Origin of the sequence: Clostridium sp. HGF2, from assembly GCF_964240115.1 — a bacterium.
GTDB lineage: Bacteria > Bacillota_I > Bacilli_A > Erysipelotrichales > Erysipelotrichaceae > Clostridium_AQ > Clostridium_AQ innocuum.
Map to the genome: position 1 here is coordinate 76,903 of NZ_CAXSSO010000002.1, position 14,533 is coordinate 91,435.

15 protein-coding genes are annotated in these 14,533 nt (G+C 44.7%); 10 read left to right on the plus strand and 5 right to left on the minus strand.

Annotation, left to right across the window (positions count from 1 at the left end; translation table 11 throughout):
* Positions 1-237 precede the first annotated feature (237 nt).
* Positions 238-771, plus strand: coding sequence for a hypothetical protein (locus ACESPQ_RS04170; protein ID WP_002607942.1), 534 nt, complete (start codon positions 238-240; stop codon positions 769-771).
* A 252-nt stretch (positions 772-1,023) separates the two neighbouring features.
* Here ACESPQ_RS04170 and ACESPQ_RS04175 read toward each other — a convergent pair whose 3' ends face one another.
* Entirely contained in the window at positions 1,024-1,803 is a 780-nt protein-coding gene (locus ACESPQ_RS04175) for a DeoR/GlpR family DNA-binding transcription regulator (RefSeq protein ID WP_002607943.1), read from the minus strand.
* Positions 1,804-2,037: 234 nt separating this feature from the next.
* Here ACESPQ_RS04175 and ACESPQ_RS04180 point away from each other — a divergent pair, with 234 nt between their 5' ends.
* Entirely contained in the window at positions 2,038-3,111 is a 1,074-nt protein-coding gene (locus ACESPQ_RS04180) for a transaldolase family protein (protein ID WP_002607944.1), read from the plus strand.
* A gap of 410 nt (positions 3,112-3,521) precedes the next feature.
* Here ACESPQ_RS04180 and ACESPQ_RS04185 read toward each other — a convergent pair whose 3' ends face one another.
* Entirely contained in the window at positions 3,522-4,109 is a 588-nt protein-coding gene (locus ACESPQ_RS04185) for an NUDIX domain-containing protein (RefSeq protein ID WP_002607945.1), read from the minus strand.
* Positions 4,110-4,237: 128 nt separating this feature from the next.
* On the opposite strand from ACESPQ_RS04185, the gene ACESPQ_RS04190 reads away from it, so the two are divergent.
* Together ACESPQ_RS04190 and ACESPQ_RS04195 are read left to right on the plus strand one after the other, a co-directional pair.
* Positions 4,238-4,465 carry a hypothetical protein gene (locus ACESPQ_RS04190; protein ID WP_002607946.1) on the plus strand — a complete coding sequence of 76 codons (228 nt, stop codon included), beginning with the start codon at positions 4,238-4,240 and terminating at the stop codon, positions 4,463-4,465.
* Between the two features lie 84 nt (positions 4,466-4,549).
* Complete coding sequence (locus ACESPQ_RS04195) at positions 4,550-5,008, plus strand: thioredoxin (RefSeq protein ID WP_118002674.1); 459 nt, start codon at positions 4,550-4,552, stop codon at positions 5,006-5,008.
* 304 nt (positions 5,009-5,312) lie between these two features.
* On the opposite strand, the gene ACESPQ_RS04200 is transcribed toward ACESPQ_RS04195, so the two are convergent.
* Positions 5,313-5,624, minus strand: coding sequence for a hypothetical protein (locus tag ACESPQ_RS04200; protein ID WP_002607948.1), 312 nt, complete (start codon positions 5,622-5,624; stop codon positions 5,313-5,315).
* A gap of 139 nt (positions 5,625-5,763) precedes the next feature.
* Here ACESPQ_RS04200 and ACESPQ_RS04205 point away from each other — a divergent pair, with 139 nt between their 5' ends.
* From ACESPQ_RS04205 to ACESPQ_RS04225, 5 genes are all read left to right on the plus strand, one after another.
* The gene (locus ACESPQ_RS04205; RefSeq protein ID WP_002607949.1) at positions 5,764-6,222 is read left to right on the plus strand and encodes a pyridoxamine 5'-phosphate oxidase family protein; all 459 of its coding nucleotides are present in this window, start codon (positions 5,764-5,766) and stop codon (positions 6,220-6,222) included.
* Positions 6,223-6,675: 453 nt separating this feature from the next.
* Positions 6,676-7,653 (plus strand): sugar ABC transporter substrate-binding protein, encoded by a 978-nt coding sequence (locus ACESPQ_RS04210; RefSeq protein ID WP_257376820.1) that lies wholly within the window; start codon positions 6,676-6,678, stop codon positions 7,651-7,653.
* Between the two features lie 2 nt (positions 7,654-7,655).
* The gene (locus ACESPQ_RS04215; protein WP_002607951.1) at positions 7,656-8,963 is read left to right on the plus strand and encodes a sensor histidine kinase; all 1,308 of its coding nucleotides are present in this window, start codon (positions 7,656-7,658) and stop codon (positions 8,961-8,963) included.
* Complete coding sequence (locus ACESPQ_RS04220) at positions 8,963-9,640, plus strand: response regulator transcription factor (RefSeq protein ID WP_008727190.1); 678 nt, start codon at positions 8,963-8,965, stop codon at positions 9,638-9,640. The genes ACESPQ_RS04215 and ACESPQ_RS04220 overlap by 1 nt, the downstream gene beginning before the upstream one ends.
* Entirely contained in the window at positions 9,637-10,941 is a 1,305-nt protein-coding gene (locus tag ACESPQ_RS04225) for an ABC transporter substrate-binding protein (RefSeq protein ID WP_002607953.1), read from the plus strand. Before ACESPQ_RS04220 ends, ACESPQ_RS04225 begins: the two co-directional genes overlap by 4 nt.
* A gap of 485 nt (positions 10,942-11,426) precedes the next feature.
* On the opposite strand, the gene ACESPQ_RS04230 is transcribed toward ACESPQ_RS04225, so the two are convergent.
* The gene (locus tag ACESPQ_RS04230) at positions 11,427-12,119 is read right to left on the minus strand and encodes a response regulator transcription factor (RefSeq protein WP_002607954.1); all 693 of its coding nucleotides are present in this window, start codon (positions 12,117-12,119) and stop codon (positions 11,427-11,429) included.
* Positions 12,116-13,627 carry a HAMP domain-containing sensor histidine kinase gene (locus tag ACESPQ_RS04235; RefSeq protein ID WP_257328131.1) on the minus strand — a complete coding sequence of 504 codons (1,512 nt, stop codon included), beginning with the start codon at positions 13,625-13,627 and terminating at the stop codon, positions 12,116-12,118. The genes ACESPQ_RS04230 and ACESPQ_RS04235 overlap by 4 nt, the downstream gene beginning before the upstream one ends.
* 452 nt (positions 13,628-14,079) lie before the next feature.
* On the opposite strand from ACESPQ_RS04235, the gene ACESPQ_RS04240 reads away from it, so the two are divergent.
* A complete protein-coding gene (locus ACESPQ_RS04240) occupies positions 14,080-14,523 on the plus strand; it encodes a hypothetical protein (RefSeq protein ID WP_002607956.1) in 444 nt (147 codons plus the stop codon).
* Positions 14,524-14,533: the final 10 nt, after the last annotated feature.

Here is a 14,533-nt window from a genome sequence, read left to right on the forward strand (position 1 = left end):
AATAGTGTGAATGTATCAAAAGTTCTTTTAATTATTAAAAAATATGATACAATAATTTTAGGAATGTGATCGTGATAACTTTGAGCATGATATGAAGGCTACAGGGTGAGAAACCTGGCGGAATCCGGAATATACCGGGGTTCATGGATTGTTAGAGAGGTAAGTATCATTGATGGAGGATACCATCAGTGTGCTTGCCTTTTTTTGTTATCACGAGCAGGAAAGGAGTGTCTTGACATGGGACAATTTATCAGATTGAGATTGACGAATGAGCTTTATGTGCTAAAAAAGGACAGATGGGGGTGTGCATATGATACGGACAGGATAACGGACATGCTCAATTCATGGTTTAACATGCAGCTTTATGATGCAGAGGAGCTTGAGGACAGCGTTCTCTTTACACTCAAAAAGGATGTGTTTCAGGAGCATTTTCTCTCGTTTCTTATGGAACAGACACAGATTATGCATGATTTTGATGCGGAAGAAATCAAGGAAGAGGTGGAAGCATTGAAAAGCAGAAGCCTGCCTGATTATATGAAATGGATAAAGGAAAACCGCATGCCGTCCTGTCTATGGTATGGAAAATGCACCATTGTCTCACCGCTGTATTGTTCCGAAAAGCTGTATATGAGTGCCGATGGCGTGGATTATCTGGTAGAGGGTAAGGCTGTTATGGAATGCTATGATAGTTTGTTTACATACATCCACAACATGATTCGCAAAACCTCTGCGAATCCCTTAAAGGATACGGTGGCAGTTCTGCTTGACTAAGCATCCCTTTCGATTTCTGGATGCTATTGGATGGTATGTGAACAGGTAACGTCTTTTTACGCTATTACACTATGATGAATGCCGATATAAAACAGCATAGAATTCGCTAGGCTTTCCTGTGGTCTTATATACACAGTCTGCCTGCTTTTTTGATTTTTTGTGCTTGCGCCGTGTTATTTTGCAGTCTGTAAAGGATGAGAGGCTTCCCGGCAGACACAGCATAAACATAGCGTTCTTGTCTTTACAGTCGCATCATAGGAATTCATAGTCCTCATCTGATACACAAATCAGCTGCCTGACCTCCTTCACCATATGCTGCTCCTGCTCAGTAATCTGATCTGTTATCAATACGTCGTAATCGGACCACCTTGCGAAGGTATATGAGGAGGATTTTCGAAACTTGGAGGAATCGCATAACAGAATCCTCTGCTGTGCCTTCCGCAGCACATGCTGCTTGACCTCCATCTCCTCATGGGAAAAGGTTGCCGGTCCAAACGAATCAAGAAATCCGTCGCAGCCCATGAAGGCGGTATCGATATGGATGGCGTCAATCATGCTGTTTGTAAAACCGCCGATCGCAGCCTTGCCCTGCTTCTGCAGCAGCCCTCCTGCAATCATCAGCTGATGTGTGGTTTCCGATACCATAGACGCAATCGCAAGAGAATTCGTGACAACGGTCAAGCCCTTGCGTAGTCGCAGATATTTTGCCAGATATAGAATCGTACTGCCCGGATCAAGAAAAAGAACAGTGTTGTCCTGAATGAAATCCAGTGCCCTGCGTGCAATCAGCTGCTTTTCATATACATGCTCGCTCATTTTCACATCCAGCGGCAGCTGATAATAGGTGTTTTTTATTTCAGCGCCGCCATGATTTTTTATGATGATGCCCTGTTCATCCATACTGTTGAGATCCTTGCGAATCGTTTCGGTTGTGACCTGCAGCTGCTCCGCCAGTTCACTTACACGTGCGCTTCCCTGTGATACAATGATGCGATAGATTTCATTTCTTCTCTGCTGTGTTGTTTTTGCCATGGAGTCTCCCTCATTTCTATAGCTCCATGGTAGCGCAGCCAAAGGCTTTCGTCAATATAATCTCACATATGGAGTTGGGATTTCTTTGTAAATATTTGTATAAATTCTTTTCTTTGCTATTGAAAACAAGCTTTTCTGATTGTTTATTCTGAAAAAACAGGAATCATATTGCATTTGTGTAAAAATGCTTTATGATGTAGGCACAGTTAGAAAAAGAAAAAGGAGAAACCGATTATGAAGAGTAAACTGATTGAAATGCGTGAGAAATATCCACAGACGGAGCTATGGACGGATTCCTTCCATACAGCTGATCATGCATATGGTCTGACACAGGGGATCACAGGCATCACGACAAGTCCTACCTGGGTGTCCCGTATGCTGTGCAATGAGGAAGGTAGTGAGCATGAAAAGATACTTTGTGAGCTGCAGGGAAAGCATCCTGAATATAATGAACAGGAAATGATATGGGCTTGGACACTGGAAATGGGAAAACGCAGAAGCAGGGTTCTGCTTCCGCTTTGGGAACAGGGGAATCCGAAGCAGGGGCGTTTCTCTATTCAGACATCCATCTATGACTACAGCAATACGGAAAAAATGGTACGCATGGCAGAGGAGGTAAACAGCTGCGGTCCGAATATGCAGGTGAAAATTCCATCCACAAAGGAAGGAATCAAGGCGATGGAGGAGGCTACCTTCAAAGGAATCAGTGTGATGGCGACCGTTTGCTTCAGCGTGGATCAGGCAGTCGCGGCAGCTGAGGCGATCGAGCGGGGAATGAAGCGGCGAACTGCGCAGGGGCTGTCCAATGCAGATTTGAATCCGGTGTGTGCGGTTCTATTGGGAATGCAGGAGGACTGGCTGAAATCCTATGCGGAGAGCAGGGATATCGTCATACACCCGGACGCATTTGCATGGTGTGGTGTGGCCATCTGTAAAGAGGTATACCGGATATTTCAGGAACGCGGATATAAAACCAGAGTGCTGACGGCTTACTACCGCCATCAGCTGCACTGGTCTGAATTTATCGGAGGAGACATTATCATGACCATTCCTGCAAAGTGGCAGAAGCGATTCGCAAATTGTGACGTGGAAATCCGTGATTATATGAGTGAGGCTGTGGCTGCGGACAAGCTGAAGCATCTGAATAAGCTTACACCGTTTGTACAGGCGTATACACAAGGGTCTTTGACAGAGGATGATTTCAACAGCTTCGGACCTGTTATTCTGACGATTCGCTATTTTACAGAGGAATATGAAAAGGCGGTACATAAGGTACGTGACATTCTGTTGCCGAATCCCATCCGTTAACTGCCTCGCCTTCAGCATGCGGCTGCCGTCTGTAAAACACTGACGGTAAAGCTGTCATGAGGATCGCTCAGCACATAGCTTACAAACAGATATGGGGAGATATGCGTGACCGCTTTGGCAGCATAGAACAGGCAGCTTCAAAAACCTGTACATAACAGATATTTGCAGTGTTGTGTTTAGCTGCTGTTCTGTTAGAAAATGCCTGAAGCAGCATGCCACAGACAGTGAATCCCTCCATGAGAAAAAGCACAAAGCCGGATAAGGACTCCGATAACGCTTTGTGTTTTTGTCATGGTCAAAACCCGAAATTGCCAACTCTGCATATATCCTTATAGTTTTCTTATTCAGAAGCAGGACAAAAGCAGTCATTCGGCATCATCTGTCCAGCAGTCCCGTATCGGGATAACTTTCTAAGCAGCCGGTAGAAGCTTCAAGAAGCTCAGCGCATCCAGTATCATTTGTATATGATCGAATGCCAGTGCTTCCTGATCCGGATTTACGCTGCGCGCTGTTTTCATATGGTACTGCATGCGATGCTGTGCATGATACAGGGTAAGCGTATTATCGTTTATCTGTACTTCAAACCATGCCGCATCATCTGCATCGTCCTTTGCCTCAACCTTTACATCCTGATTGATCAGCGCAACGTGGGCAACGGAAACTACACGCATACGGGGATCGCGGTGGACAGCCCCATAGGTATGCAGCTGGTATAGCTGCACCTGATTGCGTTCAATGGAGGTTTCCTCCTTCAGCTCGCGATAGGCGGCATCCAGAATATCTTCCCTGATATTCAGAAAGCCTCCCGGTAAGGCCCACTGCTGTATATAGGGATGATTTTTTCTGCGAATCAATAACAGCTTCAGCCGGTTTTCGTATTTAGAAAATATAAGCATGTCCACGCTGAGGGCAGGACAGGGGTAGCGGCTGGCATCATATGCCTTTAAAAATTCCTCCTCTGTCTGACCCTTTGCATTCACCGGTTGTTTTTTTATCATACACTTCCGCCTCTTTTCTACTGTAAGCATAGCACAGGATTTCATTGTGTAGAAGAAAAAATTATGCAGAATGCGGAAATCCATTTCTTAATATGCTATGATGATAGAGAAGAAACGGAGGAGCTGTTATGGATACAAGACTTGCGGAAAGATTATTCGTACTGATTACATCCAATATGGATCGTACCTATGAGGAAGAATGCAATATGGCTATGGATGTATTTCTCGAAGAGGAATTTGACATGGGTGAGCTGAAGCGCATGCTGCTGTATCTGCTGGATAAGGTGAAGGCAGACAGGCGGGAAATGGTGAAGGAAAAGATCGAACAGCAGATTGGTTCTTTACATGAGCAGTAGCTGGCAGATTTTGCAAGGCCGCCCTGCTTTTCATTTTGTGGAAAATACGCTATACTGATAGCATCAGTCAAATGGAGGTCGGATATGAAGGAATTTATCAGATTATGTGGAATCGCAGCTTGTACACTGCTGCTTCTGACAGGCTGCAGTTCAAAATATGAACGTGATGATGAGCCGGGAAGGGTGGAAAATATCACCGTTGCAAAGATGCAGGAAATGGTGGATAAGAAGGAAAGCTTTGCCATTGTATTTACGCAGACTACCTGCTCACACTGTATAGAATTCAAGAAAATGCTGGATGGTTACCTGCTGGATCATAACGTTGTACTGTATGATGTTGTTCTGGATGAAGCACCTGCCTCACAGCGGAAATCTGATTTGAATACGATTCGGAAAACCTTTCCGGGAATGAACGAAACACCTTCCCTTTACTATGTGAAGGAAGGAAAGCTGGAAAATCTATTGGAAAACGGTGATGATGGCTTAACGGAGGAAAAATTCGATAGCTGGGTACAGCGCTATAAGCTGGATGAGAAAAAATAAAATACATAAAAAAAGTATTCTGTATAAGGGATGTTTCCTGTTATAACGGAATACTTTTTTATGGACTCCTGTTTAAAAATATGCGCTGTCAAAGAAATCATAAAAGCAGATTACTGTAAGCTGCTGTCACATAAGGCATTCATGGGAATTACAAAAAGCAATCGCAAGCGCACTTTCTTTCAATTCCAAGTGACTGATAAAAGGTATGGTTGCATACGACCGGTTTGCATCTGTTTCATTGGCTGTTGATACTGTATGACAAACATCCTTTTCTCTTTGCTTTGATCAGATTTGAGAACAGGTATTATTTATTAGCTTTATCCACATAATACCAAAGCTTATATTGCGGCTCGTCAAACTCACTGACATAGGCATTTTTAGGATTGTCCTCACTGATTTTAATGCGCAGGCGCTCCTGCAGCTTCAGCTTCTTCTCATGAGCAGGAAGGATACTGTAAATCAGCTGTCTGACCTCGTAGCGCTGCTGGTTAACGTGATATTCCACAGTTACATATTTGGAGGGTAATCCGCGATACAGATAAAAACCATCATCTATTTTTATTATACGGCCATAGCTTTCATATCCATGCAGTCTTGCCTTTTGTTTTCCAAACATCACCATCACCTGTTCAAAACCTTCCTTTTTATAACTATAGTATATCATTTTGATGTGGGAAAAGCAGGAACTTAAGAAAAGATAATATTTGAATATATTTGCTTGTGTTTCATGGTATACTTATATAAAAAGGAGACATATGAGACGAACAGACAGAGAAACAACAAGAGAAGAGGCATGGCGCATTTTTGATCAAAGCGCATATTCCGTGCTTTCCATGAGCTACCGGAATAGACCGTATGCCACTGCACTATCGGTAGCACGTATCAATGAGACCCTGTACTTTCACTGTGCCCGTGACGGGGAAAAAATCAGGGCTATGCGTGAAAATCCAAATGTCTGTTTGCACAGCGTTGCCCGTATGGAGAACTGTGCAGAAGGGTTTACTGTTTATTATGCATCCTGTACAATTAGAGGAATTGCGCAGGAGGTGGTTGATGAAGAGGAACGGCATCGCGCGCTGCTTGCCCTCTGCAGGACCTTTATACCACAGAGCATGGACATGGCAGAGCAGGAAATCCGCGATTTAAGGAGCGTTACTGCTGTGTGGAGCATCACCGTGCAGGAAATTACGGGAAAGCGGAATGTGGAAAAATGACAAATGTAATAAAAAACAAATGACATTTGAAAGTTGAATTTACAGGGAACCTTTTGTAAAATATACGTGCAATAAGATATTGGTTCTGCATGGTGGTAGTGCAGAAGCAGTTATGGTATTGTGGTGAATTTAGAAATTGGTCTTTCTTAAATTCCAATCTACAACATTGCTTGAATCGCACGGTATGACTTCTGCAGATGTTTGCTGGTAACATTCCTATGCAGAAAACCCATTCATAATCTGATCCGCTGCTAAAATCCTGAATCTGGAATAGACATGAAACCCTTCAACACCAATACAGGCGCGGAGTATCTCATACCGAATGCAAAGCTTCAGTCAATATGCAACCTATTTTATCAAAAAATATACGATAAAATAGAAAAGAACAAGCCAAAAGAGAGAGTGGCTTGTTTTTTTATGATATAATAATGGTTGATAAAAAGTGAGGTCTTTATGTCAAAACTGAAAGTGAGTATACGTTCCATTGTCATGTTTCTGTTCGCCCTGATGTTTGTTGTGGCCGGCTTGTCACTTCTGAGCCGCTATACCAGCGAGCAGTTCATCTATCGCAGCAAGAAGCCTCTGAAAATCGGGGCGACCTATATGACGCTGAACAATCCCTTTTTCAATGTAATCGATGATGAGGTACGCAATGTCGTCGAGGCAAACGGAGATGTTCTCATATCCCTGGATCCTGCACTTGATTTGCAGAAGCAAAAGGAACAGATTCACTATCTGATTGAACAGGGTGTCAGTGCGCTGATTATCAATCCGGTGGATTTTACGGGCTTGAGTGAGGAGCTGAAGGAGGCAAGGGAAGCGAATATACCGGTCATTACTGTGGATACGGATGTATTTGATGAGGATCTTGTCGCGTATTCTCTGATGTCGGATAATTACGATGCCGGTGTGCAGTGTGCCAAGGATATGATGAAGCGGAAGAAATCGGCGAATATCGTATTGCTTCAGCACAGTACCGCCTATTCTGCTGTCCAGCGGATTCAGGGCTTTGTCGATACCATTAAGGATAAGCCGCAGTACCGTGTTATGGAGCGAATCGAGTGTGAGGGACAGCTTGAAATCGCCATGCCGAAAATGGATGCCTTTTTGAATAAGGATATCTCCTTTGATGTGGTTATGGCACTGAACGACCCCAGTGCGCTGGGTGCCCTTGCCGCCATGCAGGATAAGGATCGTCTGCAGTCGGTACTTGTCTATGGTGTGGATGGATCGCCGGAAACTAAGGCACTGATCAAGGATCATATCATGACGGCATCCGTTTCCCAGTCACCGAAAACGATGGGAAAGGATGCAGCGGAGATCGTCTATAAAATACTGGAAAACAAGCCGTACAGCAGCAAGGCCAGAATACCGGTAACGCTGATCAATGAAAATAATATCGATCAGTTCTCTCTGGAAGGGTGGCAGTAATCATGGGGTTTATGAAATGGAGCAATGATGAGAAGCTGAAGGCGATTCACTGGATGATGTGCTTTCTCAATCTGACAATCATTCTGTTTATCAGTGTCATTATGTACATTACCACACTGCGCATCTGTGATATGTATGAGGCCAGGACCTTTCTTTCGACCTTACCGTGTCTGCCTTCCAATCCTCTGCGCATCATGATTACATCGGTCGCCTGTTTTCCGATACTTCTGTTTGTGATGCGGCTGCGGCATCAGATTCAGCTGACCACCTGGAAGCTGGCGGGAAGCTTTCTGCTGGAAACCTGTCTCTGTCTGATTATCATGCAGTCTCTCAGCTTTTCCACCAACAGCATTCTGCTTCTTGTGATGGCCGATCTGTTGACGTATATCAGCACCAACCGGGAACGGGCACTCTGTCTGGCCGTGATGATTGTCATCTATCTGTGCGGGAATTATGATTTTCTGTCCGGACGCTTTGCCATCGTCTCCTTCAATGACTATCTCGCATGCTATAACTCCATGACGCAGTCCGTGCTGTCCAGTATCCATAACACGCTGGCTTCCCTGAACATCATCATGTTTATCCTGTATATGATCTTTCTTGTACAGGAGAAAATCAATGAAAGCAAGAAATTTCTACAGATGAATCAGGAGCTGCAGGATTTGAATGAACAGCTGAAGGAATATGCCAACATCCGTGAAAAGATGGGAGCGACCAGAGAACGAAACCGTCTGGCAAGAGAAATTCATGATACGCTGGGGCACACACTGACCGGCTTATCCGTCGGTATCGATGCCTGTGTACTGATGAGTGAAATCGATCCGGCCGCAACAAAGAATCAGCTGAGCACGCTGGCGGAAACGGCCAGAAACGGCTTGAAGGATGTGCGGCGTTCCGTGGATAAGCTGCGTCCGGATGCACTGGAGCATTATACGCTGAAGGAAGCTCTGGATAAAATGATTCAGGAATTCCAGGGGGTTACCGATGTCGTTATTCATTTTGTATGTCATCTTCCGCATTTAACCTTTGATAAGGACGAGGAAGAGGTCATATACCGCATTATTCAGGAGGGAATGACGAATGCGGTCCGACACGGCAAGGCGAAGGAGATATTTATATCCATCGCAAAGGAAAATGATACGCTGATTCTGATTATCGAGGATGATGGAATCGGCTGTGAAACTATTAAGCCGGACTTTGGACTGCACCACATGCAGGAGCGTATCGCCCTCTTGCAGGGAGATATCCGGTTTTACGGATCCAACGGGTTTGTGATCCTTGCAGAAATTCCAATCAGGGAGGGTATCTGATGATTAAGATTATGATTGCGGATGATCAGGAGCTGATCCGCGAAAGTCTGAAAATTATATTGAGTACAAAAGAAGAATTCAGGGTGATCGCCACCGTAGGAAGCGGTAAGGAGGTCATTGAGGCAATACGCAGGGAGCAGCCGGATGTCATTTTGATGGATATGCGGATGCCGGATATGGATGGGGTACACTGTACCAAGTTTGTGAAGGAAGTGTATCCGGATGTGAAGGTTATTGTTCTGACAACCTTTGATGATGATGAATATGTATATTCTGCTTTGAAATACGGAGCCAGCGGCTATCTGTTGAAGGGCGTATCACTGGATGAGCTTTCCAATGCGATAAAAACCGTGCTGCAGGGTGGTGCGATTTTCAATCCCAATGTCGCAAGCAAGGCGATTCGTATCTTTTCGCAGATGGCGAAGAATAATGTGGTTACTGAGAAATTTCAAAGTCAGGATGATCTTCCCACACTGAGCAATACGGAGTGGAAAATCATTCAGCAGGTGGCACAGGGGCTGTCCAATAAGGAAATCGCAGAAATCCTGAAGTTTACAGAGGGTACGATACGAAATTATCTGAGTGTTATTCTGGATAAGCTGGAGCTGCGCGATCGTACGCAGCTGGCCATCTGGTATATACACCGGGAAAAAGCGGAACAGGACGATAACGGATGAAACGGCGTCTGTTGATCACTCTGGTGTTGCTGCTGCTGTGTATCGGCGGAATCGGATGGTTTTCCTATATGCAGCAGAAAACAGTAGTCCTGAAATTCGGCATGTTTGCCGGCAGCAACTGGGATGTTCCCAACGGAGACAGCTACAAAATTATCGATCAGGCCATTGAGCGCTTTGAAAAGGCACATCCGAATGTGCGGGTGGAATATGTGAGCGGTCTGCAGAAGGCGGATTACTCCGAATGGCTTTCCCAGCAGGCACTGGAAGGTGATTTGCCGGATGTATACATGGTGCTGTCCGATGATTTGTATACCTTTGCGGATATCGGAATGCTGGAGGAGCTGGATTCCTACATACAGCGTGATGAAAAGCTTACGGTGAAAAACTATTTTACACCGGCATTGAAAAGCGGACAGATGAATGGCAGGCAGTACGCCCTGCCATATGAAAGTGTTCCGACCATGATGTATGTGAATAAGACGCTGCTGGACAAGTTCGGTATCGCCCTGCCGGATAATAACTGGACATGGGATGATTTCTATACAATCTGTGAAAAGGTGACACTGGATTCGGATCATGACGGTTCCCTGGATACCTTTGGTGTTTACGGCTATGGCTGGCAGAATGCGCTTGCCTCCAACGATGCGACGATTTTCAATGCCAGCGGAACAAGTGCGACTCTGGCGAATGACAAGGTGTATGAGGCTGTGGAATTTACGAGAAAGCTGGAGGAGCTGAATAAGGGGCAGAGTGTGAACAGTGCCATGTTTGATAAGGGGATGGTTGCCTTTTGTCCGATGAAATTCAGCGAATACAGAACCTACAAGCCCTATCCGTGGCGTGTGAAGAAATATACGAATTTTGAATGGGACTGCATTCCAATGCCTGCGGGACCAGAGGGGGATAATGTATCGCAGCTGGATACGCTGAGTATGGGAATCAGTGCCAGCAGCTCGCATAAGAAGCTGGCGTGGGAATTTTTGAAATCGCTGTGCTATGATACAACAGCACAGAAGGATATTTTTAAATATTCTCAGGGCGTTTCCGTGTTAAAGGATATCACGGGCTCCAAACAGGTGATGGAGTATTTACTGAAGGATGCCCCGGGGGATTCCACCTTCAATATGGATTTCTTTAATGATACGATGGAGCATGCAATTCCGAATACCAAGTTTACTGATTACGACCAGGTGATTTCGGTTGCGGACAGTGAGATACGAAGACTGCTGGGGACGGATGAGGATATCAAGACAAGCATCAATACCCTGCAGACAAAGATTGATCTGATTTTGAAAAAATAGAGGAGCAGGGAATGGTAAGCGGGTGATTCACAGGACAAACGGGTATTGAAGCGCTGAATAGCTTTGATACTCGTTATTTCTTAAAAGAGTTTACAATACCTTTGCCTATGTGCAGGACTCCTGCATTTTCTTTGGCTTTCAGGCTCAGAGTGCAGAATGCAGTGCGTGTGTTTCCACCAGATAAAACAATGTGTACTTATCTACAGACGGATGTTTGTAGGTGCTGGTAATACGGGAATATACGGGGTGTATCTTTTACTTGGTGAATCATACCGTGCTATGAAGGGAAATGAATCTGTAAATAGAAACATATGAATTGGCATACAAAATATGATGTGTTGTGAAAAGGCGGTATATATACGGAGATATCCGTCATGTTTGATTGTAAAAAAAAGGGAATCCGGCGATTATGAGTGCAATAGCTTTGGATATCCCTGTTTTTTTCTGCATAACTAGCTTCGCTTTGATAATTCATTCGTGTGCGTTTAATATTTGCGGAAACGATAGCCGCTTCCCCATACGGTTTCGATAAATTTCGGATTGGCACTGTCCTTTTCGATTTTCTCACGGATCCGATTGATGTGTACGGTAACGGTAGAGATTTCACCGATGGCATCCAGTCCCCATATTTTTTCAAACAGCTGATCCTTGCTGAAAACGATATTCGGATTTTTGGCAAGGAATACGAGAAGCTCAAATTCCTTGTTGGGGAGAACGAGGGATTCACCATCCAAAAAAACCTCATGGGAGTTTAAATCAATCATCAGATTTTCGATTTGCAGCAGATTCTCTTTTTTCTGTGCTCCCTGTGTCAGCCGTTCATAATTGGCGATTTGTGATTTCACTCTTGCAATCAGTTCGCTTGGATTAAACGGCTTTACGATATAGTCATTGGCACCCAGACCAAGACCCCGGATTTTATCCATATCCTCACGCTTGGCTGATACCAGAATGATCGGTACATTTTTCGATGCTCTCAGATTCCGGCATACCTGAAAGCCGTCTTCCTTCGGTAGCATGACATCCAGCAGAATCAAAGCAAAATCCTCCTGCAAGGCGCGTTTTAATCCGCTTTCACCATCCTCACAGATTTCAACCTCATAGTCATTCGCTTCCAGATAATCGCGTTCCAGTTCCGCAATCGCTCTGTCATCCTCTACAATCAGTATTCGTTTCATAGCGTTGTTCCTCCTTGTAAAAGCGGCAGTCTTATCGTAATACACAGACCCTTGTTCAATTCACCGCTGGCGCTTATTTCACCCTTCATCTGGGTTATGATTTGCTTGGTGATGGAAAGACCCAGTCCGTTTCCCTTCACCTTGGAGCTTCTCGCAGGATCGCTGCGATAGAAGCTGTCAAACAATCTTGGTGCCTGGGATGGATCGATTCCGATTCCATTGTCCTGAAATGTGAGAATGCATTCCTTCTTATCGCATTCCAGTGTGACATCAATGTGCACCGGATTCTCACTTCTATATTTTATACTATTCTGACACAGATTGTCCAATACCCGAATAAAATGTGTACGGTCCATCAAAACCTGCACGGGCTGCGTGCATTTGACGGTAAGCTTTATGCTTGCATGCTCATAGCGGGAAGCACATTCCTGATACCAGTCTTGTAAAAAGTCTGCCAGATTTACACATTCATCATGAAACGGCACCTGTCCCAGATCAAGCTTGGATAAGAGAAAGAGACTTTCCACCAGCGCATTCATGGCATTTGTTTTCTCCTGTATGATATGCAGATAGTGCTGCTGTTTTTCCGGCGTATCCGCAATCCCGTCCAGCAGTCCGTTGACATACCCCTGCATGGAGGTGAGCGGTGTGGAAAGGTCATGGGAAATGCCTGCAATGAGCTCCTTGCGGTTCAGGTCATATTGGGACCGCAGCTTTTCCGACTCGATCAGCTGCTTGCGCATCGCTTCGAAGTTTGAGCACAGCTCGCCGATTTCATCCTCTTTCTCCACAGAGATCTCCTGCTTCAGATTACCGCTTCGGATTTCACTGGTAGCCTGATTGAGATCATACAGCGGAATCAGGATATGCTGTGCCAGCTTTCTTGTCAGTACGGCACCCAGTGCTACAATGAATAATACCATGAATACACCGGTTGCGACAATCGTTATTTTGATCATCAGCTTGGTATGCTCCCAGGATTCATAAGAGTCCTGAGGGAAGGTTAGATCCATCCCGGAAAAGGTTATGCGCAGGGTTTTATCCGCCGCATTTTTCAGCTCAGCCTGATATGCCATGCCGTTTGCATTCCATATGATATAAGGAAGCTCATACTGCTTTGTTTCGGCTATGCTTTCGAATTCCTTCTGCATGCTTTTCCGGTTGACTCCGCTGCTGTGGTATAAAACCTCCGCTTTTTGATCGTGTGCTTCCTCGACGAAAATATGAAGACCTGATTTTTCAAGCTGTGCGAGAATACGTCTGGCCTCGTCCGTGATGTGCTCACTTCCTGCCAGCTCGTCGTTCATTGTTTTGATTAGCAGTGTAGGTCCGTAGTTTGAGGTGTTTAACAGGACATTGCGGATGAGTGCAGCCGGAGAGTGTGTCACAAAGGAAAATCCCAGCAGCAGGGAAAACAGAATGAAGCATACAAAAATGATGGGAATGAGTACCATAAGAAAATTGGAAAGCAGTATTTTTTTACGTATGGATATATCTCGATAGCGCATGTTACCACCCCTTTGCATGTTCATTATGTAGGAATTCATCATGAAAAGCAAGGAAAAACGGCAGTGTTAATAGAAAGTATAGAATCTTTGCTGTCTGTCTGTATGCCAAAGCCGGACAGCCCTTACACCGTATATGGAAGGAGAATAAAAACATGTAAGCGTACATGATATGCACTGCTTACATGTTTAATTTATAACACATTTCCGTTTGTTGCGATCACATTCCGATACCACCAGTAAGAATCCTTCGGATACCGTTTCCGTGTCCCGTGTCCTGCATCATCCTGATCGTTGTAAAGGCATGGAATGGAGCAGTCAGCACATCGTCAATGATGTATTTATGATACAGATTTCGCTCAGATTGTAAGAATGCATGCGAAACAGCAGGACGCGAGGTTGCAATTCCTGCTCTCTATGTTACGATATATATGGAAAAGGATGGAGGGTATCATATGAAAAAAATACTGCTTCTGTGTCTGGTGTTTCTCTTCCTGGGCAGTTTTACCGCATGCAGTAAAGCCGGGAATACAGCCACTGCGGATGGTCAGGAACAAATTCTGGAGGAAAGCGATTTTTCAAAGCTGGTGAAGGATGACGACATATTGAAGGTTTCATCGAAGGATACGGATATTACAGTGAAGCTTGGATCTGTTCCAAAGGATCTGGTTGTGAGCGGGGAGCTTCTGGATGCTTCCGGAAAGCCGCTGTACCATCATGTGGTGAAGATTTCATTTCAGGAAAAAGATGGAAATATCGTCTTCCAGAATGAAGCGCTGCTTCTAAGTGCTGTAAGCAGTGATTCGGATATTTTAAAAAAGAGTCTGCTTGCCTATCGTATTCACAGTGAAAGTGAGAATATGGACTGGCATCTTCTTGTGCAGCTGCAGGATGTATAGCCTAATCGAT